We start from the raw sequence: 19,967 nt of genomic DNA on the forward strand, positions 1-19,967 counted from the left end.
GGGGACGCCTGCACCAGCAGGAGCCGGCGCGGCCTCCGCCCCGCTCATTGGCGCCCCGGCTCCGGCTCCTCGTCCAGCAGGGTCCGGACGAAGGTGCGGCCCGGGCGGCCGTCCAGCCGGAGCTCCCCGGTGGGCACGAAGCCCGTCCGGGCCAGTACGGCCAGGGAGCCGGCGTTGTCGAGCGTGGTGACGGCGCGCAGTTCGCGGAGCCCGTATTCCCGGGCGGCCAGGGCGCAGACCTCGCGTACGCCGGCGGTCGCCAGTCCCCGGCCGGCCGCCCGTTCGGCGATCCGGTACCCGAGCTCGGCCGAACCGTCCGCGGCGTCCACCAGGTTCACCCGGCCCAGCACCTCACCGCCCTCGCCGACCAGGAGGTGGAAGAAGTGCAGCCCCGCGGCCTGCTCGGCCAGCAGGTCGCGGTGACGCGCGTCGAAGCGGGCGAAGTAGGCGTCGCCCCGGTCGGGAACCGAGGCGGCGAACCAGGCCCGGTTCTCCCGCTCGAACACGAGGAGGGCCGGCCCGTGGTCGGGGCGCAGGAGTTCGAGACGCGGGCGGGGGCGGGGATCGGTCGGGGGCACGGGACCCATGTTAAGCGTGCCGGGACCGGCCCCGGGGCAGACCGCCTGCGCAGCGTTGGCCAGGGCTTTCGCGGAAAGTTTCGGGGAAGTGCGGGGCGCCCGGAGCAGTAGGAGGCCGGTGCGGGGGGCATGGCATCCCTTGTGACCCTCCTCCGTGACTTGTGCTACCCCACACCGCGCGAACTCGCGGCCGCCGGCCGTGCGCTGGCTGACCGGCACCCCGGCGAGGTCCGGCTCCGCCGGGCCGGTACCTCGCGGGGCGGGCGGCCGCTGTGGCTGTTGTCCGTCGCCGCCGGCGGCAGCCTCCTCGCCGCACCCGGGCCCTCGACCGCGCCGTCCGGGCCCGGCCGCAACGTCCTCGTCGTCGCCGGGGCGCACGCCAACGAGCCCGTCGGCGGGGCGACCGCACTCTCCCTCGCCCGCCGACTGCTGTCCGACCCGCCCCGGAGAGCCGGTTGCGGCTGGCACTTCCTGCTGTGCGCGGACCCGGACGGGGCAGCGCTGCACCGCACGCCCCACCCGTCCTCGCTCCTGGACTACCACCGGAACTTCTTCCGGCCCCCCGGTCCCGAACAGCCCGAGTGGGCGCCGTCGTTACTGCCCGCGGACCGGCTGCCGCCGGAGACGCGGGCCCTGACCGCCCTGATCGACGAGCTGCGTCCCGTCCTGCAGGTCTCCCTGCACGCCACCGATCTCGGCGGCTCCTGGGTGCAGCTCACCCGGGACATACCCGGTCTCGCCGAGCCGTTCGCCGCCTCGGCGGCCGAGCTGCGCATCCCGGTGGAGTACGGCGCCTCGGACGCCGCCGGCTGGCCCTCGCCCGGGCCGGGGATCTTCGTGATCCCCGAGCCGGGCAGCGAGGGCACCGGGGCCTTCCATCCCGAGGACACCCGGCTCAGCACCTGGTACCACGCCCACCGCCACGGCGGCACCACCGCCATCGTCGAAGTCCCCATGTGGGCCTCCGACCTGGTCGGAGATCCGGCCCCCCACTCCGACCCGCGCGGGGCCCTGCGGATGCTGGCGCGGCGGCTCACCGAGGACGCCGCCCGCGTGGCCCGGGTCCGCGCCGGGCTGGGCGACTCCCCCGGTGACGGCGCCCACGGTGAAGGCGCCGCCGGGGGCGGCAGCGGTCTCGGCGCCCCGTCCGGGCCGCCGTCGTACGGGGATCCGGACGCGGCGGCCCTGCTGCGCGCGGTGGACTGGACGCTCTCCCTGATCCCGCGGATCACCGCCGAGTGGACCGGTGGCGGGGCCCCGGCCGAGGCGACGGTCTCGTACATCACCAGCATCGACGCCTTCGGGCGCCGGCTGCCGCTGCGCGCGGCCGCGATGCTGCTGCGGGTGCTGCGCGCGCGGGGCGACGCGGCGGCGCCGGCCCTGGACCGGCTCGTCACCGGGTGGTGCGAGGAGTTCTCGGCCCGGTTCGAGGCCCGCTGGGTCCCGGTGGCCGCGCAGGTCGAGCACCAGTCTCGGACCGTGCTCGCCACCTACGAACGCCTCCTGGCGGCCGGCGGCCCGCCCGGCTGACCCCGCCCGGGCGACCGGGGTGCCGGGGGTCGGGCCGCGGCCGGGCCCCCCGGCCTCCGGCTCAGGACGCGGCCGGGGCCACGGCGAGGCTGTACCGCCGCTTGGAGAGGCCGGTGGCCCCGAGCCGGTCGTAGAACCGGATCGCGCCCTCGTTCCAGTCGGGGGTCTGCCACTGGACCTGGTCCAGGCCGAGCTCGCGGGCCAGCCCCGCGACCCCGTCCATCAGGGCGGCGCCGAGGCCCTGGCCCCGGGCGTCCTCGGCCAGGTAGAGGCAGTCCATGTGGATGTAGTAGCGGGCGTCCCAGAAGGCGAACTCGGCCGAGCAGGCGGCGTATCCGACGATCCCGCTCTCCGGGGTCTCGACGAGCAGCATCCACAGCTTCGCGTCCTCGGCGAACAGCAGCGGGCCGAGCCGGTCGGCGAGGCCCGGCGGGCGGGGCGCCGACTTCTCGTAGGCGATGTGCTCGTGGATGAGCTCCACCAGGCGGGGCAGGTCCTCGGGGCGCACACGGCGCACGACAGGCGTGTTTTCCATGGCCGCCATCCTCCGCGACGGCTCCCGCCGCCGCGCGACCGGGCCCGCGCTCAGCCGGCGGCGAGCCGGAAGGCCATCGTCCCGAAGCTGACCTGGTCGCCGTCCCGGACCACTGCCGAGCCGGTCACGCGGCGCCCGTTGACGGTGGTCCCGTTCGTGGAGCCGAGGTCCTTGAGCACCCACAGCCCGTCGCGCAGGCTGAGTTCGGCGTGCGCCCGGGACACCGTCTCGTGGTTGAGCCGCAGCCCGTTGCCCGGGTCGCGGCCGATCCGCAGCGCCCCCGCGCTCGGGTGCGGCAGCAGCAGTTTGGGCAGCCGCTCGGCGGTCCAGGCGCGCCGTACGCCCACGCCCACGGCCGAGGCCCGGCCCACCCAGCCGAACAGGCGGCTGGTCCAGGGGCTTTCGGTGGCGCCGCGCACGCCCAGGTCGGCGGTGAGGACGGCGAGGTCCTCGGACCGCCGTGCGACCAGGGCGAGTTCCATCCGGCGCAGGAAGGTGTCGTGGGACAGCTGGCCGAGGGCGGCCCCCTCCCTGAGCTGGCCCAGGGCCCGGTCCCGCTCGGTGTCGGACAGCCGCGGCGCGGGGTATGCGGGGAACTCGAAACTCGACGTCACAGGGTGATTGTCGGCCCGTCGGGGCCGGAGTGTCCAGAACACCCGCACCACGCCCGGAATGATGGGCAGGATACGCATGCTGGGCACCGCCGGAGACGAGGGGACCGTCCGTGCAGTTCGAAGTCTGGGCACCGCTGACAGGTCGGGTCGCCTTGCGGCTCGATGACGCCACGTACGCGATGGAACGCGACCCGGACCGGGACGGCTGGTGGGTCGTACGGGCCCCGGCCGCCGACGGGAGCCGGTACGGGTTCCTGCTGGACGGCGGGGGTGACGGGGGCGGCGCGGGCCGCAGCGACGGCGGGGGCGACGGCGGGGGTGACGGGGGCCGCCCCGCCGCCGGCCCCGTCGTCCGGCCGGACCCGCGCGGCCGCCGGCTGCCGGACGGGCCCGACGGCCTGTCCGCGGTGGTCGACTTCGAGGCGCTCACGCCCCCGGGACCCCCGTCGCGCACCCCGCTCCAGGACGCGGTCCTCTACGAACTCCACATCGGCACCTTCACCCCTGAGGGGACCTTCGACGCGGCCGCCGCCCGCCTGGGCCACCTCGTCTCCCTCGGGGTCACGCACGTGGAGCTGATGCCGGTCTGCCCCTTCCCCGGCCGGCACGGCTGGGGCTACGACGGGGTCGCGCCGTGGGCGGTGCACGAGCCGTACGGCGGCCCGGCCGGGCTGGCGCGCTTCACGGCCGCCGCCCACGCCGCCGGACTGGGCGTGGTGCTGGACGTGGTCCACAACCACCTCGGCCCCTCCGGCAACCACCTCCCGGCCTTCGGCCCGTACTTCACCGACACCCACCACACCCCTTGGGGCGCGGCGGTGAACCTGGACGCGCCCGGTTCCGACGAGGTGCGCGCCTACCTCCTCGGCAGCGCGCTCGCCTGGCTGCGCGACTACGGGATCGACGGGCTGCGGCTCGACGCCGTGCACGCGCTCGCCGACGACCGGGCCCTGACGTTCCTGGAGGAACTGGCCTCCGCCGTGGACGCGCTGGCGGCGGAGACGGGCCGCCCGCTGTTCCTGATCGCCGAGTCCGACCGGTGCGACCCGCGCCTGACCACCGTCCGCGAGGCGGGCGGCCCGGGGCTGCACGCCCAGTGGAACGACGACTTCCACCACGCCCTGCACTGCGCGCTGACCGGCGAGTCCCAGGGCTACTACGCGGATTTCGCCGAGGCTCCGATCGGCGCCCTCGCCAAGACCCTGACCCGGGCCTTCTTCCACGACGGGACCTGGTCCTCCTTCCGGGGCCGCACCCACGGCCGCCCGGTGGACCGGCGCCGGACCCCGGCCCACCGCTTCCTCGGCTACACCCAGACCCACGACCAGATCGGCAACCGGGCGCTCGGCGACCGGCTCTCCGCCTCCCTCTCCCCGGGTCTGCTGGCGTGCGCCGCGACGGTGGCGCTGACCGGGCCGTTCGTGCCGATGCTGTTCATGGGCGAGGAGTGGGGCGCCGGCACACCGTGGCAGTACTTCACGGACCACCCCGATCCGGAGCTCGCCGAGGCCGTGCGGAGCGGCAGGCGCCGGGAGTTCGCGGCGCACGGCTGGAAGGCCGAGGAGGTCCCGGACCCGCAGGACCCGGCCACCCGGGACCGGTCCGTCCTGGACTGGGCGGAGCCCGAACAGGCCCCGCACGCCCGGCTGCTGGCCTGGTACCGCACCCTCGTCGCGCTCCGCCGCACCCATCCCGACCTGCGCGACCCGGACCTCGCGGCGCTCCGGGTCGCGCACGACGAGGAACGGCGCTGGCTGACCTTCCGGCGGGGAGACGTCCGGGTGGTCGTGAACTTCGGCGCCGAACCCGCGACGATCGCACTGGGACGCAACGGGGTGCGGGTGCTGGCCGCCTGGGAGCCCGCGCAGCATCCGGGCCCGGACGGCCGGGTTCACGTACCCGGCGAGTCGGCGCTGGTCCTGGCCCCGTGAGGGCTACTCGACGACCGCCAGTTCGCGCGGGGCGTGGTTGAGCCGGCGGCCGCCGTCGCCGGTGACGGTCACGATGTCCTCGATCCGGACGCCGAACCGGCCGGGCAGGTAGATGCCCGGCTCCACGGAGAAGCACATGCCGGGCACCAGGGGCTGCTCCTCGCCCTCGACCATGTACGGCGGCTCGTGGGTGGTGACACCGATGCCGTGGCCGGTGCGGTGGATGAAGCGGTCGCCGTAGCCGAACTCGGTGATCACCGCGCGGGCCGCCCGGTCCACCTCCTGGCAGGAGACCCCGGGCCGGACGGCCGCCACGCCCGCCTGCTGGGCCTCGCGGACGATGTCGTGGACGCGCTGCTCCTCGGCGCTCGGCTCGCCGACGTGGACGGTGCGGGAGATGTCGGACCCGTAGCCGTACCGGAGCCCGCCGAAGTCGAGGACCACCATGTCGCCGTGCGCGATGACCCGGTCGCCGGCCTCGTGGTGCGGGTCAGCTCCGTTGGGCCCGGAGCCGACGACCGTGAAATCGACCTGGGAGTGGCCGTGGGCGCGCAGCAGGGCGGCCAGGTCGGCCGCGACGTCGGTCTCCCGGCGGCCGGCGAAGGGGAGGTGGAGGATCTGGGCGTAGGCGGCGTCGGCGGCGGCGCCCGCCGCGGCGAGGCACTCCAGCTCCCGCTCGTCCTTGACCGCGCGGAGCATCGGCAGCGCGTCCGTGAGCGGCGCGTAGGAGGTGGCGGGCAGCTCGCGCTGCAGGCCGAGCAGGTGCAGGGCCCAGGTGTTGTCGCTCACCCCGAACCGGCCGGCGACGTCCAGCAGCGGGGCGGCCGCGGTGTACGGGCTCTTCCCGTCGGCCCAGTCCCGCAGGGTCAGGGCCGGTGCACCGGGCGCCTTGGCCGCGTCCGGCGCCTCCAGGGCGGGTACGACGAGCACCGGCTCCTGTCCGGCGGCCAGCACGAGCACGGTCAGCCGCTCGGTCTCGGCGGTGGGACGGTAGCCGGTGAGATGGGTGAGGTCGGGTCCGGGAGCGATCAGCAGGCCGGCCAGCCCGGCGTCGGCGGCGGCCCGCGCGGCGGCGTCCATCCGGGCGGCGTAGTCGGCGGCGGTGAAGGGGGCGGGCTCGGCGGCGGGTGCGGCCGCGGCGTCTGAGGTCATACGCCGATCCTGCCGCGCGTCGCCCGCCCGGGGCGGGGGCCGCGCCGCGCCGGAGGCCGGGGGCCGGGCACGACGGTGCGCGCCCGCCCGGGAGTGACGCAGCTCACCTCGGCCGTACGCGGCCTCCGCCGCCCGATAACGCGTCGCGGAAGCACCCCGCTGATCGGCTATGCTGTGCATGCACGTCGAACGGTGGTCCGCCGCCCTTCGTGGTGGGTGTAGCTCAGTTGGTAGAGCACCTGGTTGTGGTCCAGGTGGCCGCGGGTTCAAGTCCCGTCACTCACCCTTTCGACCCCTGGGGGTACGAGGTTCTCCTCGTACCCCCAGGGGCTTTTTCTTGGCAGGATCCGGACATGACGGGCTAGCTCCGCAGGAACGCCTCGATCTCGGTGGTGAAGGCCACCGGGGTCTCGTGCGGCGGGTAGTGGCCGGAGCCCGGGATCGTGGTGATCCGGCAGTTCGGGTACCAGGCCTGCCAGGTGGCGCGCATGACCTCGGCGGTGAGCGCGAGGTCGTACTCCCCGACGAGGACCAGCACGGGGACGGTGTTGCCCTTCACGGCGGAGGACAGGTCCAGGGGCTGCCAGCTCGCCAGGTACGCGGCGAAGGCCTGGGGCCGGGAGATCCGCAGCGAGTGGTCGACCATCAGGTCGAGCCAGTGGCGGCCGACCCGGTTGCCGGTGACCAGGTCGAGGATGGCCCGGCGCTTGTCCGGGTCCTCGGCGGCGCCGTGGAAGAGCGCGTGCGTCGCGTCGTCCATCGCGTAGGGCGCGGCGGGGACGGGGGCGATCCCGACCAGCTTCTCGATGCGCTCGGGGGCGCGGACGAGGACCTGCTGGGCCGCCTTGCCGCCCATCGAGTGGCCGAGGAGGGAGAAGGTGTCCCAGCCGAGCTGGTCGGCGAGTTCGAGGACGTCGTCGGCGATCTCGGGGAGGTTGTAGCGGCCGGGGACGTCCCGGCGGTCGCCGTAGCCCCGGTAGTCGAGGAAGGCGTACGAGTACCCGTCCGGGTCCAGGTGGTCGAGCACGGACCCCCAGTTGGCGGAGGTCCCGAACCAGTCGTGCAGCACGATGGAGCGGACGGGTCCGGTGCCGATCCTGCGGTGGGCGATGGCCATGCGTTCTCCCTCAGTGACGGGGCGAAGACAACCGACGCCGTACGTTCTGCCCACCGCGCCTACCATCACACCGCGGACCCGGCGCCGTGGTCCCGGCACCGGGCCCGGGTCCGTCGCGGGACCCCTCAGACGGTCCTGATGGCCGGGTCGGAGACGCCCGGCGCGCCCGTCTCGACGTGGCCCGCGAAGCGGCGCAGGAAGGTCGCGTCGGCGGCGGAGACCACCTTCACGTCGTACCAGCGGCCGGTCGCGCGCAGGTCGACCGTGTGGAGCACCGTCCCGCCGGCCGGGACCCGGAAGGTCTGGGCCGCGCCCCCGTAGGCGTTGGTCACCGTGAGGTCGACCGCGGCCGTGCCCGCGTTGGTGAGGGTGAGGGCGAGGTTCCCGCTCACCGCCGCGTGACGGGCCGTGACCTCGGGGCCGGCCTTCTTCGCCGGACCCTTCCAACTGCGCAGGAAGCCGTTCGGACCCCATACCGTGAGGTCGATCCGGTTGCCGGTGGAACCGCTGGTGCTCCAGGTGTCGGAGAGGGTCTTGCCCGCTTCGACCGTGTAGGGCCAGGGGCCGTCGGTGCGGTTGCCCGAGGTGCTGTGGAAGTGGGCGCCCAGGGTCGGGCCGGCGGCGAAGGTGAGGGTGAACCGGCCCGTGGAGACGGTGGCCTTCCCGTCCACGTACGGCTGGTAGCCGAGGGCGCGGGTCGGCTTGCCGCCGGCCTCCTGCGCGGGGAGGCTGCCCGTGGCCGGCGGGGTCGGGTAGTAGGACGGGTGGCGGTCCTTGTCCGGTGGTGCGTACCCGGCGGTGGAGGGCAGCGCGGCCGGCGCGGCGTCGGCCCGGGTGAAGTCGAACGCCGAGGTCAGGTCGCCGCAGACCGCGCGGCGCCAGGGCGAGATGTTGGGCTCGTGCACACCGAAGCGCTTCTCCATGAAGCGGATGACCGACGTGTGGTCGAAGGTCTCGGAGCAGACGTAGCCGCCCTTGGACCACGGCGACACCACGATCATCGGCACGCGCGGACCGAGGCCGTACGGTCCGGCCGCGTAGCCGCCGCCCCCGGCGTACAGGTCGCCCGTCACGTCGGCCGTGGACAGGCCCCAGGCCGAGGAGGCGGGCGGGTACGGCGGGACGACGTGGTCGAAGAAGCCGTCGTTCTCGTCGTAGGTGATGAAGAGGGCGGTCTTGGCCCACACCGCCGGGTTCGCGGTCAGCGCGTCCAGCACCTTCGAGATGTACCAGGCGCCGAAGTTCGTCGGCCAGTTCGAGTGCTCGCTGAAGGCCTCGGGCGCGGCGATCCAGGAGATCTGCGGCAGGGAGCCGTTCACCACGTCCGCACGCAGCCGGTCGAAGTAGCCGTCGCCCGCCTTCACGTCGGTGCCCGTGCGCGCCTTCTCGTACAGGGGGCTGCCCGGCTGGGCGTTGCGGTAGGTGTTGAAGTAGAGCAGCGAGTTGTCGCCGTAGTTGCCGCGGAAGGCGTCGTTGATCCAGCCCCAGTGGCCGGCCGCGTTCAGGCCGTCGCCGACGTCCTGGTAGACCTTCCAGGACACCCCGGCCGTCTCCAGGCGCTCGGGGTAGGTCTTCCAGCCGTACCCGAGCTCCTGGTTGCCGAGGACCGGGCCGCCGCCGGTGCCGTCGTTGCCGGTGAAGCCCGTCCACATGTAGTAGCGGTTGGGGTCGGTGGCTCCGATGAAGGAGCAGTGGTACGCGTCGCAGACGGTGAAGGCGTCGGCCAGGGCGTAGTGGAACGGGATGTCGTTCCGGGTCATGTACGACATGGTGGTCGCCGTCTTCGCGGGGACCCACTTGTCGTACTTGCACTTGTTGTAGGCCTGCTGGCCGCCCGCCCAGTCGTGGTTGAGGCCCGTCAGGAACTGCATGCCGAGGTCCTTCACCTGCGGGTGGAAGGGCAGCACGTCCTTGGAGCCGTCGGACTGGTGGAAGACCGACTTGCCGTTGTCCTGGAGGACCGGCCGGGGGTCGCCGAAGCCCCGGACCCCCTTCATCGCGCCGAAGTAGTGGTCGAAGGAGCGGTTCTCCTGCATCAGGACGACGATGTGCTCGATGTCCTGGATCGTCCCGGTGCTGCCCTGCGCCGGGATCGCGGCGGCGCGCGCGATGCTCTCGTTCAGCATCGCGACGGCGGCGGCGCCTCCGGCGATCTGCAGGAACCTGCGGCGGTCGAGTTCTGCCATGGCGTGACGACCTCTGGGGGTGAGGAGGGGAGTCGAGGGGCGCCCCAAGGACAGCGGTCCCGGGGTACCGGACGGGGATCACCTCGTGACACCGCGCCGTACAGCAGGAGAACGGAAAGTCCTCCCCGTGGTCCCCGGTCCCGCCGGTGGCCCGGTGCGGGCACATCGCGCGCGGGCAACAGGTCCGGGTGTCACGCCCGTTCGGCCCGGTGCCGCGGCCGGCGCCGGCCCCCGGTCCGCGCCCGCCGCGCGGCCTGCGCTCCTACTCATCGCGCCGCGGACCGATCTGAGCACGCGTACTCAGGACCGGAGGAAGGCGGCTTGCCATCGTGTGGACATGTCCACTCAGTCCTGTGATCCGCCGCCGCGCGCCGGGATAACCGGCGTCGGCACCCTCTTGCCGGAGGAGGCCCTCTCCTCCGCGGACCTCCAGCGCGAGGTCGCGCTCCGCAGCGGCCTCGCCCTCGCGCCGAACCTGCTGACCCAGGCCACCGGCATCCTCTCGCGCCGGGTCGCGGGCGAGGGGGTCTACGCCTCCACCCTCGCCGCGGGCGCCGCCCGCCGGGCGCTGGCCGCCGCCGGGCTCGGCCCCCTCGACATCGACCTGCTGCTCTTCGCCTCCGCCTCGCGCGACATGGTCGAGCCGGCCACCGCGCACATCGTGCAGGCCGAACTCGGCTCGCAGGCCCACGCCCTGGACGTCACCAACGCGTGCAACAGCTTCGTCAACGGCATCGACCTGGCCCGGTCGATGATCCTCGCCGGCCGGGCGCGGCGGGCCCTGGTGGTCACCGGGGAGACCCCCAGCCGGGCCGTGCGCAGGAATCCCGCCGACTTCGCGCAGTTCCGGCGCGGCTTCGCCGGCTACACCTTCGGCGACGCGGGGGCGGCCGTGGTCGTGGAGGCCGTGGAGCGGGGCGGCATCCTCGACGTGGACAGCGAGACCCACTCCCGGCACTGGGAGGTCGGGGGCATACCGGGCGGCGGCTCGCGCCACCCGCGCGGGGACGAGCACACCTGGTTCCGCGGTGACGGGCGCGAACTGCGGGGCGTTTTCGAGAAGGTCGGCACGGCCGTCATCGACCGGACCCTGCACCGCACGGGCCTGGACTGGGACGGCTTCGCCAAGGTGCTCGTCCACCAGGTGACGGTGCCCTACCTGGAGCGCTTCGCGGAGCTGACCGGGGTGCCGGCCGGGAAGCTGGTGGTGACGGTGCCCGAGCTCGGCAACGTCGCGAGCGCGAGCATCGGCATCCAGCTGGACCGGGTCTTCGGCGCACTCGCCCCGGGCGAGAAGGTCATGTTCGTCGGCCTCGGCGGCGGCGTCAGCATCATGACGATGGTCTGGGAGAAGTCATGAGCCGGCCGCTGTGGGTGGTGGTGCCCGCGCACGAGGAGGAGGCCCGGCTCGGGGACACCCTGCGGGCGCTCGCGGCCCAGCACGACCGGGACTTCACCCTGCTCGTCGTCGACAACGCCTCGACGGACGGCACCGCCGCGATCGCCCGGGAGTTCGCCGCGACCGCGCCCTTCCCGGTGGAGGTGATCGAGGAGCCGGACAAGGGCGTCGGATCGGCCGTGGACACCGGCTTCCGGTACGCGATCGGCCGGGGCGCGGCCCTGCTCGCCCGCACGGACGCCGACTGCCTGCCCCGGCCCGGCTGGACGCGGGCCGCGCGGGCCGCGCTCCTCGACCGCCCCGGGCTGGTGTGCGGGCGGATCGTCGCCCGCCGCGACGAGCACGGCCCGCTCGGCCGGGCCGGCTTCGGCGCGCTCGTGGCGCTCGCCGCACTGTTCGGGCGGCTGCGCCCGGAGCACTCCCGCCGCCACGGCTACCGGGCCCCGTACCGCATGCACGCCGGGAACAACATGGCCGTCACCGCCGAGCTGTACCTGGCCGTCGGCGGCATGCCCCGGCGCCCCTCGCCCACCGACCGGCTCTTCCTCAACGCCGTGCGCCGCCACACCGACCGGATCACGCACTGCCGGGCGATGGTCGTCGAGAACTCCACCCGTCGCCTGCGGGCCTACGGGATCGCCGGCACCGCCCGCTGGTACCTGGACCGGGGCAGCGGCTCGCACGGAACGGACCCCCGCTGATGCTCGACCGCCTCGACCACGCGCTGCGCCACCGCCCCGAGCGGCCCGCCGTGCTCACCGCGACCCGTACCGGCGCACCCCGGGTCCGCGCCACCCGCGGCGAACTCGCCGACCTGGCCGACGCGTACGCCGCCGCGCTGCACGCGCGCGGACTGCGCCCGGGGGACACCGTCGGCGTCGCGGTCCGCCCCGGCCCCCGGGCCCTGGCCGTGCTGCTCGCCCTGTGGCGGCTCGGGCTGCGCGGGGCCGTGCTGGACCCCGGCGCCGGTCCCGACGTCCTGCGCGCCCGGCTGGCGCTGGCCCGGCCCGCGCTGGTGCTGGCCGATGCTGCGGCGCAGGCGGTGGCGGGCTGGGCCCGGCCGCTGGCCCGCCGGGCCGGGCTCGCGCTGCCGGAGCTGGCCGGGCTGGGGCCGGTGGCCACCGTCGGGCCCCGCCTGCCGGGCTGCGCGCCCGCGCTGGACCGGACGGCGGCGCGGCTCGGCGTGCCCGTCCACGGCGACGCCGGCGGGGACGCCGACGCGGTGATCGTGTTCACCTCCGGCACCACCTCCCGGCCCCGGGCCGTGGTGCACACCCGGGCGAGCCTGGCCGCCGGGATGGACTCGGTCACCTCCCTCTTCGACGCGGAGGGGGACCGGCCGGTGCTCGGCGGCACCTTCTTCGTCCTGGTCCCCTCGCTGACGCGCGGCGCCCCGGTCGCCCTCCCGGCCCGCTCCGCCCGCGTCCTGGCCCGGCAGTTGCACCGGCTGCGGCCGCAGGACACCTATCTGACGCCGCCGCGGCTGCGGGACGCGCTCGGCGCCGGCGCACGCTTCCACGGTCGGGTCTGGACGGGCTCGGCCCCGGCCGGCGCCGGACTGCTGGAACGGGTGCGGGACGCGGGCGCGGACCGGGCGTGGGGCGTGTACGCGCTCACCGAGCTGTTCCCCGCGGCCGCCGTCGAGGCGCGGGAGAAGGCCGCCTTCGACGGACCGGGTGACCTGGTGGGCGCCCCGCTCCCGGGCGTCCGCGCCGAGCCCGACGCGGACGGTCAGCTGCTGCTCTCGGGCCCCGCGGCCCGGCACCGCTACCTCGGCGAGGAACCCGACCCGTGGGTCCGTACGGGCGACCGGGCGCGCCTGGACGCAGCGGGCCGGATCGTCCTGGAGGGCCGCTGCAAGGACATGGTGCTGCGCCGCGCCGAGAACATCTACCCCGGGCTGTACGAGCCGACGCTGCAGGTGCCGGGCGTGGAACTGGCCGTGCTCGTCGGGGTCCTCGACGGCGACGGCGACGAGCGGCTGGTGGCCGTCGTACAGCCGTGCGGCGGCGCCTGCGAGAGCGCCCTGCGCGCCGCCCTGTCGCAGCCCCTGCGCCGGATGGGCAGCGCCCGCCCCGACGCGCTGCTGTTCGCCCGGATCCCGCTCTCCGGCCGCTCCCGCAAACCGGACCGCGCGGCGACCTCCGCCCTCGCGGCCCGGCGCCTGGGCCTGCGATGAAGCATCTCGCGGCGGCGGACGCCGACCCCACCGCCTTCACCGCCCCCGCCGCCCCCGCCGACCGACACGAACGGGCTCATCCATGACCAGTACGTCCTCCGCACGGGCCCGGCGCCGGGACCGGCGCGTGTACCTGGGCGGCCACCCCCTGCTCTTCGGACTGCTCGCGGCCACGCGCGGGCGGCCCGTGCGCCGGATCGGCGGGACCCTGCTGGTGCACGGGGCCGACGCCTACCGGGAGGCGCTGACCCGACTGCCCCTCGACCGTACGGCGGCCGGCACGACCGGCGGCGCGGCCCGCTCCGCGCTCTCGGACACGGACGACCGCGCCGGGGACGTGCTGTTCGACCAGGAGGGCGACGCGCACCGGGCGGGCCGCCGGGAGGTCGCCGAGCAGCTCGGCGCGGCCGGGGTGGAGCGGCTGCGCGCCGTGTGGCGGCCGCTGCTCGTACGCCGCCTCGCGCCGCTCGACCGCGGTGGCGAGGTGGACCTGGTGGAACTCGCGCGGGAGATGGCCGGTTCGGTGGTGTGCGCGCTGCTGGACTGCGCCGCCGACCCCCGCCTCCTCGCGGAGGCCGCCGCCGGGGCCGCGGCCGCGTCCGTACGTGCCCATTTGCCCGGGCCGCGCAGGCCGGGCGCGGAGGCCGCCGCCGCCCGCGCGGCGGACCGGCTGCGCCGCCTGCTGGGTCCGGGCGCCGGCGCCCGGTCGGCGATGGTGGCGGTGGCCGCCGTCAGCACCACCGTCGCGGCGCTCCCCCGGGCGGTCGCCTGGTGCGCCGACGCCGGGCTGTGGGAGCAGGCCGCCGACGAGGCGTTGCGGCCGGTGCTGGCGGCCGAACTGCTGCGGGTGACGGCGGCCTCGCCGCTGCTGCCCCGGGTGGCCGCCGGGGCCGGCTCGGTAGGCGGGTGCCCGGTGCGCGCCGGGGACCGGCTGCTGCTCGTCGCGCGGCACGCCGCCGAGGCACACCGGTCCGATCCCGACGCGCGCGAACCCGGCCCCGCGTCCGTCGCCCGGCTGGTCTTCGGGGCGGGGCCGCACGCCTGTCCGGGGGCCCGGCTGGCCCGCGTACAGCTGGCCGACGTCCTGGCGGCGCTGGCCCCGTCGCGGCCGGTGGTGACGCGGGCGCGGGTGGACCGGGGGGCGGCCCTGCCCGGGTGGCGCGCGCTGACGGTACGGGCCGGGGCATGAGCGGCGGTACGGGCCCGGGCGGCGGTACGGACCGGGTGCGGGTGGCGGTGACCGGTGCGAGCGGCTTCTGCGGCGGCCACGTGGCGCGGGCAGCGGCGGCGAGCGGGGCGGCGGTGGTGTGCCTGGGCCGCCGGCCCGGCCCGCTGGGGGAGCACCGCTTCTGGGACGCCGCGCTGGGCGCACCGGACCTCACGGGGATGGACCTGGTCGTGCACTGCGCGGCGGCCGTGGGCGATCCGGCTCCGGGCTCCCCGCAGGAGGCGCTGATGCGCGCGGTCAACGTGGACGGGACGGAGCGGTTGCTGCGCGCTGCGGGAGGCCGGCCCGTCGTGTGGGTGAGCAGCGCCAGCGTCTACGATCCGCGGCCGGACCGGAGCCTGGTCGGCGAGGACCATCCGCGCGGCGGCTGGCTCAACGCGTACGGGCGGACCAAGGCGGCCGGTGAGGAACTCGCCCTGGCCGCGGGCGCGGTGGTGCTGCGGCCGCGGGCCGTCTACGGGCCGGGCGACACCCAGTTGCTGCCCCGGCTGCTCTCGCGGGTGCGGGCCGCGACCCTGCTGCTGCCGGGGCCGGACGTCCGCCTGAGCCTGACGGCGGTGGAGAACCTCGCCGAGGCCTGCCTGCTGGCGGCCGGCTGGCCGCCGGGCGCGTACAACGTGGCCGACGCCGAACCCTACGCCCGCGACGCGGCGGTGGCCCGGGTCCTGCGCGCCCACGGCGTCGGCGCCCGGATCCGCCACCTGCCGCTGCCGGTGGCCCGTGCGGCGGCCCGCGCCGCCGAGGCCGCGGCCCGCGGCACGGGCCGCGAACCGGCGCTCAGCCGCTACGCGGTGGACCAGCTGGCGCACCCGGTGGTCCTGGACCTGACCCGCGCCCGGTCCCAGGGCTGGATCCCGCGCCGCACCCTGGCGGACCACGCGGCGTCGGTGGCAGGGGGCAGCCGCAGCGGGATCGGGTTGCCGCGATGACGCCGGTCGGGGGCCGGGTCAGCCCTCGCGCCCGAAGACGCACCGTCCACCTGGTTCGGGGCCGGGCGGCCGGCTCGACCGCTTCAGACGGTCGCCCCGACCCCCGCGTCGGCGATGAGCCGGTCGAGGAGCGAGAGCAGGCAGGCGCGGACGTCCTGACGGGAGCGGGCGTCGAGCATGAGCACGGGGGTGTTCGGATCGCGCAGGTGCAGGGCAGCGGCGATCTCCTCCGCGGTGTACGGCTGCTCGCCGTGGAAGCAGTTCGCGCCGACCACGAACGGCAGTCCGCGGCTCTCGAAGAAGTCGACGGCCGGGAAGCTGCGGTCCAGGCGTCGCGTGTCGACCAGCACGATCGCCCCGAGTGCCCCGGCCAGCAGGTCGTCCCACATGAACCAGAAACGTTCCTGGCCCGGTGTGCCGAACAGGTACAGGACGACTGCGGCGTCGGTGAGGGTGATCCGGCCGAAGTCCATCGCCACGGTGGTGACCGTCTTGGACTCGATGCCGTCGAGGTCGTCGACGCCGACACCCGCGGACGTCAGCCGCTCCTCCGTACGCAGCGGCTCGATCTCGGAGATCGTCTCCACCAGAGTCGTCTTGCCGACTCCGAATCCACCGGCGACGAGGATCTTGACCGGGGCCGGTTCCTGAGGGGCGGGCGTGTCATATCCGGGCAAGGTTGTCCCTGATTTTCATGAGCAGGTGGACGTTGGTGGTCTCGGCGCCCGCCAGGGGCGGCCGGTGGTGGATCAGCCCGCGGTCGGCGAGTTCACCGAGGAGCAGCGTCATCGGGGTGAGGCGGATGTGCATGCGCGCCGCTATCTCGGCGACCGCCCGGCCGCCCGGCGCCGTGCACATGGCGAGGATCTCCTGCCACTCGGTGGGCAGACCGGCATGGGTGTCCTCGGCCACCGCCGTGATCGTGGTGTCCATGGTCAGGACGGTGTGCGCAGCGGCTGTACGTCCGTCGGTCAGGGCGTACAGCCGTGTCCGGCGGCGCCTTGCGGGCTGGGGCTCGTCCTGCGGCATTACGCGGTCGGCAACTGGGCGCGCTCCGGGGTGCTCAGCCACTCGCCGAGCGCCTGGGCGGTCCGCACGGCCTCGCCGCCCAGCTCCCCCAGCCGCGCCTTGCGGGAGGTCACCACGATGAGCGTGCTGCCCTCACCGCACCCGACGATGCAGAGGTACCTGTCGTCCATCTCGACCAACTGGCGGATGACACGGCCGCCGTCGACCTCTCGGGATATGGCCTTCATCGTGGCCGCGATGCCGGAGGCCGCGGCCGCCATGCGCTCGGCCTGGGGCTGGTCCAGCAGGTAGGCGCTGAGCTTGATGCCGTCGTTGGACAGGAGCACCGCTCCCTGGATGCCGGCGATCCTGCTCAGGTTGTTGTCCAGGACGCTGTAGATCGCGTCGTTGGATGTCGTCGTGTTCGATGAGGAGGTAGTCATGGCTGATCCCGTCGGAGCTCTTCTTCCACTGTCTGGGTCCCGTGTTCGTAGTCCGCCCAGGCGTCGGCCACCTCTTCGGGAGTCGCTGTGTCCTGCCGGACGGCCGTTTCCGGTGCGCTGGGCGCGCGTAGCTGCTCGGCGATATGGGTCTGCGGGACGCGCTCGGGGAGGGCCGGCCGCGCGGGGGCGTCCGCCTGGGCCGGCCGGACCGCGGGCCCGGGCGCAGGCACCGTCGTACGGCGGCGCGGCAGCCCGGCGCCCGCGGGCAGGACCGGCTCGGGCTCGCGTTCCTCCGCACGGCGCGGTGCGGGGGCGGACGGAGCGGCGGCGGACGCCGCCGGGGCCCGGGTCGAGACCGGCCGCGCGGCTTCGCGCGGTGCCTCCCCCTCGGTCGCCACCAGCAGCTCCCCGGGGAGGATCACCACGGCGGAGGTCCCTCCGTACACCGAGCGGCGCAGGGTGACCGTCGCCCCGAGCCGGTCGGCGAGGTGACCGACCACGAAGAGCCCGAGCCGGTGCGCGTTCTGCGCCAGGACGGAGTACGGCGGGGCCTGGTGCAGGCGCCCGTTCATCTCCTCGTACCTCTCGGGGGTCACCCGCGGCCCGCGGTCCTCGATCTCGACCGACAACCCGTCCGCGACCACTTCGGCGCGGATGACCACCTTCGACCGCGGCGGGGAGAACCGGGTGGCGTTGTCCAGCAGCTCCGCGAGCAGGTGGCTGATCTGGCTGATCACGCGCGGTTCCACGCTGGTCTCGTCCAGGGCCTGCCGCTCGATGCGCCGGAAGTCCTCGACCTCCGCGGCGGCTTCGCGCAGCAGGTCGGCGATGCGCATGGGCTCGGTGTGCGGGTCGGGGACCTCGCCGCCCGCCAGGATGAGGAGGTTCTCGATCTGACGCCGCATGCCCACCGTCAACTGGTCGGCCCGCATCAACTGGGCGAGCAGCGTTTCGTCGTGGCCGAAGGTGTCCTGGAGGTCTTCGGTGAGGCTCAGCTGGCGGCTGACCAGGTTGCCGGTGCGCGAGGCGATGCCCGCGGCGAACAGACCGAAGCCGTGTCGCTCGGCCGCGAGCCGCCGGTGTCCGTCGACGGACACGGCGACGGCCCGGGCGAACGCGTCGCTGATGCGTCCGACCTCGTCCCGGTCTCCGCGCACCGCCGGCAGCGCCGCATCGTCGACGGGCTGCCCGTGCTGGAGCCGGGCGACGACGTCGGGAAGGGTCTCCTCGGCGACGGTCACCGTGCGTTCGTGCAGGACGTGCAGGCGGCGGAGCACCGACCGCGTGGTGACCACGACCGCGACCACGACGACCAGCAGCCCGGCGCCGCTCGCGCCGATCAGCCAGGCGACCTCGGTCTGCAGCTCCGCGGCCCTGGCCTCGCCGCGCGTGAGCACCTGCCGCGCCCGGTCGACATTGAGCGTGGCCATCTGCACCGAGAAGTTCTCGTGTGCGGACCGCCAACCGCTGACCTCGGCGGGCAGCTTGATGCCGGATGCGACGTCCTTGTGGTCGGAGAGGATCGCGTTCTCGATACGGATCTTCGTCTGCCAGTCCGGGGAGGCGAGGATCCGCTCGTAGAACCGCCGGTCCCGCTCGGACAGATAGGGCGCGATCGATGTCTCGTGCAGGTACCGCTGGGCCCCCATGGCGCTGATGAACTGGTCGAAGGCGGCGGAGTTCAGCTCCCCGGACGGCCCGGCCAGGGCCAGGATCGTGTCCTCGCGCGCCACCATCTCGGTGGCCGAGAGCATGGACACCACGGGCCGGCTCTCCTGGGCGAGTTCGGCGTCCTCCGCGTGGCTGAAAGCCTGCTGGTACACCTGGATGACCGCGCCGATCACCCCGGTGTAGTAGGCGAGGGTGCCGTCGGCGCCGCCGCTGCGGGCATCCGCGTGCAGGCGGTACGCGGCCAGGCCGTCGAGTCGCCGGTTCACTTCCCCGAAGGACGCGTCCGGACCGGTCGCCAGCCGACGGAATTCGGCTGCGGCCAGGTCCGTGGCCTCCCGCCGGTTCCGCAGCTCCTCCTCGGCCCCGGCGGTACCCGCCCACAGCGCGGCGGTCACCGTCCGCTCGGCCTGCATGTCGACCATGAGCGTGTACAGCGGGGAGCCGACCCGCTCGGCGGCCGCGACATCGGCCCGCAGGTGCTCCGACTGCGCCAGCAGCCGCCCGGCCGTCACCGCCACTTGGGTGCCCATCGCCGCGGTGGGGAGCACCGCCAGCCAGATGAGCAGGGTGCGCAGGCGCACGGTGCGCCGCCGACGGGTCGTCGACTGCCCTCGTACGACTTCGGGTTCTGTGGCAGACATCGGTCCTCGGGGCAGGAGACGGCGGGGCAGCCCATCGGCCGGACCTGACGGTCCTGGGGAGGGACGGGCGCAACCAGGACGGCTGCGGCGGGATGTGGGGGTGCCGATCATAACCAGCCACGCCGCGGAAACTGATAGGTGTCTTCCGCGACCGAAGCATGCTATTGGCGGCGGATCATCGCAGACGAGAGATCTGATCGAAACCCAACCGCGACACCCTCGACACCATGGCGGTAAGCCCGCGCCTCGTGAGGCGACCGCCGGACAACCGGCGGAGGTCCGCCGTGCGCGACGGCGGGCAGCGCCCCCGCGACATCACCATGACCCCACCCCACCGCTGAGGTGCTTCGGGCACCTGTCCGCCCATCGACGTCTCGGGGGCCCTGACGTCTGCGGCCGCCGAGCCGATCAGCCCTCGTCGGTGGCCGGGGTCAGCCGCAGGGAGATCGAGTTGATGCAGTAGCGCTGATCGGTGGGGGTGGGGTAGCCCTCGCCCTCGAAGACGTGGCCCAGGTGGGAGCCGCAGGTCGCACAGCGGACCTCGGTACGGACCATGCCGTGGGAGGTGTCCGCGATCAGCTCGACGGCCTCGGTGTCCTTCGGGTCGAAGAAGGACGGCCAGCCGCAGTGCGACTCGAACTTCTCCGAGGAGCGGAACAGCTCGGCCCCGCAGCCCCGGCAGGAGTAGACGCCCTCGGTCCTGGTGTCCGTGTACTCACCCCGGAAGGCCGGCTCGGTGCCCGCGAGGCGGAGCACCTGGTATTCGGACGGGGTCAGCTCCGCCTGCCACTGCTCGTCCGTCTTCTCGACCTCGTACGCCATGGTG

18 protein-coding genes and 1 tRNA gene are annotated in these 19,967 nt (G+C 74.8%); 8 read left to right on the forward strand and 11 right to left on the reverse strand.

All coding sequences use genetic code 11. The features are described 5' to 3' along the window. Positions 1–44: 44 nt before the first annotated feature. Positions 45–578, reverse strand: coding sequence for a GNAT family N-acetyltransferase (locus ACWFQ8_RS07095; protein WP_453785186.1), 534 nt, complete (start codon positions 576–578; stop codon positions 45–47). 141 nt (positions 579–719) lie between these two features. Between ACWFQ8_RS07095 and ACWFQ8_RS07100 the strand changes: the two genes are divergently transcribed. Continuing rightward, on the forward strand, positions 720–2,108 hold the full coding sequence (locus ACWFQ8_RS07100; RefSeq protein ID WP_453785403.1) for a M14 family zinc carboxypeptidase: 1,389 nt from the start codon (positions 720–722) through the stop codon (positions 2,106–2,108). Positions 2,109–2,169: 61 nt separating this feature from the next. On the opposite strand, the gene ACWFQ8_RS07105 is transcribed toward ACWFQ8_RS07100, so the two are convergent. Continuing rightward, entirely contained in the window at positions 2,170–2,643 is a 474-nt protein-coding gene (locus ACWFQ8_RS07105; protein WP_453785187.1) for an N-acetyltransferase family protein, read from the reverse strand. Between the two features lie 50 nt (positions 2,644–2,693). Beyond that, the gene (locus tag ACWFQ8_RS07110) at positions 2,694–3,257 is read right to left on the reverse strand and encodes a DUF1707 and FHA domain-containing protein (RefSeq protein ID WP_453785188.1); all 564 of its coding nucleotides are present in this window, start codon (positions 3,255–3,257) and stop codon (positions 2,694–2,696) included. A 110-nt stretch (positions 3,258–3,367) separates the two neighbouring features. Between ACWFQ8_RS07110 and treZ the strand changes: the two genes are divergently transcribed. Beyond that, positions 3,368–5,188, forward strand: coding sequence for a malto-oligosyltrehalose trehalohydrolase (gene treZ / locus ACWFQ8_RS07115; RefSeq protein WP_453785189.1), 1,821 nt, complete (start codon positions 3,368–3,370; stop codon positions 5,186–5,188). A gap of 3 nt (positions 5,189–5,191) precedes the next feature. Here the strand turns inward: treZ and ACWFQ8_RS07120 are convergent, their stop codons facing one another. Next, a complete protein-coding gene (locus ACWFQ8_RS07120) occupies positions 5,192–6,340 on the reverse strand; it encodes a M24 family metallopeptidase (RefSeq protein WP_453785190.1) in 1,149 nt (382 codons plus the stop codon). A 212-nt stretch (positions 6,341–6,552) separates the two neighbouring features. On the opposite strand from ACWFQ8_RS07120, the gene ACWFQ8_RS07125 reads away from it, so the two are divergent. Beyond that, positions 6,553–6,625 (forward strand) — tRNA-His (locus tag ACWFQ8_RS07125). 76 nt (positions 6,626–6,701) lie between these two features. Here the strand turns inward: ACWFQ8_RS07125 and ACWFQ8_RS07130 are convergent. Both ACWFQ8_RS07130 and ACWFQ8_RS07135 read right to left on the reverse strand, forming a co-directional pair. After that, the gene (locus tag ACWFQ8_RS07130; protein WP_453785191.1) at positions 6,702–7,457 is read right to left on the reverse strand and encodes an alpha/beta fold hydrolase; all 756 of its coding nucleotides are present in this window, start codon (positions 7,455–7,457) and stop codon (positions 6,702–6,704) included. A gap of 125 nt (positions 7,458–7,582) precedes the next feature. Further along, complete coding sequence (locus ACWFQ8_RS07135; RefSeq protein WP_453785192.1) at positions 7,583–9,643, reverse strand: phosphocholine-specific phospholipase C; 2,061 nt, start codon at positions 9,641–9,643, stop codon at positions 7,583–7,585. Between the two features lie 337 nt (positions 9,644–9,980). Here ACWFQ8_RS07135 and ACWFQ8_RS07140 point away from each other — a divergent pair, with 337 nt between their 5' ends. The 5 genes from ACWFQ8_RS07140 (at position 9,981) to ACWFQ8_RS07160 (ending at position 15,378) form a co-directional block, all read left to right on the forward strand. Further along, positions 9,981–11,003, forward strand: a complete 1,023-nt coding sequence (locus ACWFQ8_RS07140) for a 3-oxoacyl-ACP synthase III family protein (protein WP_453785193.1) — start codon at positions 9,981–9,983, stop codon at positions 11,001–11,003. Beyond that, positions 11,000–11,743 (forward strand): glycosyltransferase family A protein, encoded by a 744-nt coding sequence (locus ACWFQ8_RS07145; RefSeq protein ID WP_453785194.1) that lies wholly within the window; start codon positions 11,000–11,002, stop codon positions 11,741–11,743. Before ACWFQ8_RS07140 ends, ACWFQ8_RS07145 begins: the two co-directional genes overlap by 4 nt. After that, positions 11,743–13,221, forward strand: coding sequence for an AMP-binding protein (locus tag ACWFQ8_RS07150; RefSeq protein ID WP_453785195.1), 1,479 nt, complete (start codon positions 11,743–11,745; stop codon positions 13,219–13,221). The genes ACWFQ8_RS07145 and ACWFQ8_RS07150 overlap by 1 nt, the downstream gene beginning before the upstream one ends. A gap of 82 nt (positions 13,222–13,303) precedes the next feature. After that, complete coding sequence (locus ACWFQ8_RS07155) at positions 13,304–14,410, forward strand: cytochrome P450 (RefSeq protein ID WP_453785196.1); 1,107 nt, start codon at positions 13,304–13,306, stop codon at positions 14,408–14,410. Further along, complete coding sequence (locus ACWFQ8_RS07160; protein ID WP_453785197.1) at positions 14,407–15,378, forward strand: NAD-dependent epimerase/dehydratase family protein; 972 nt, start codon at positions 14,407–14,409, stop codon at positions 15,376–15,378. The genes ACWFQ8_RS07155 and ACWFQ8_RS07160 overlap by 4 nt, the downstream gene beginning before the upstream one ends. An 83-nt stretch (positions 15,379–15,461) precedes the next feature. On the opposite strand, the gene ACWFQ8_RS07165 is transcribed toward ACWFQ8_RS07160, so the two are convergent. The 5 genes from ACWFQ8_RS07165 to msrB all read right to left on the reverse strand — a co-directional run bounded on the left by ACWFQ8_RS07165 (position 15,462) and on the right by msrB (position 19,963). After that, positions 15,462–16,055 carry a GTP-binding protein gene (locus tag ACWFQ8_RS07165; RefSeq protein WP_453785198.1) on the reverse strand — a complete coding sequence of 198 codons (594 nt, stop codon included), beginning with the start codon at positions 16,053–16,055 and terminating at the stop codon, positions 15,462–15,464. Then, complete coding sequence (locus ACWFQ8_RS07170) at positions 16,042–16,407, reverse strand: DUF742 domain-containing protein (RefSeq protein ID WP_453785199.1); 366 nt, start codon at positions 16,405–16,407, stop codon at positions 16,042–16,044. The genes ACWFQ8_RS07165 and ACWFQ8_RS07170 overlap by 14 nt, the downstream gene beginning before the upstream one ends. Further along, positions 16,407–16,829: a roadblock/LC7 domain-containing protein gene (locus ACWFQ8_RS07175; protein WP_453785200.1), complete on the reverse strand. Its 423-nt coding sequence runs from the start codon at positions 16,827–16,829 to the stop codon at positions 16,407–16,409. The genes ACWFQ8_RS07170 and ACWFQ8_RS07175 overlap by 1 nt, the downstream gene beginning before the upstream one ends. Further along, positions 16,826–19,141 (reverse strand): nitrate- and nitrite sensing domain-containing protein, encoded by a 2,316-nt coding sequence (locus ACWFQ8_RS07180; RefSeq protein WP_453785201.1) that lies wholly within the window; start codon positions 19,139–19,141, stop codon positions 16,826–16,828. Before ACWFQ8_RS07180 ends, ACWFQ8_RS07175 begins: the two co-directional genes overlap by 4 nt. 408 nt (positions 19,142–19,549) lie before the next feature. After that, positions 19,550–19,963 (reverse strand): peptide-methionine (R)-S-oxide reductase MsrB, encoded by a 414-nt coding sequence (gene msrB / locus ACWFQ8_RS07185; RefSeq protein WP_453785202.1) that lies wholly within the window; start codon positions 19,961–19,963, stop codon positions 19,550–19,552. Between the last annotated feature and the right edge of the window lie 4 nt (positions 19,964–19,967).

The sequence above is a fragment of the Streptomyces sp. NPDC055254 genome, assembly GCF_053606025.1.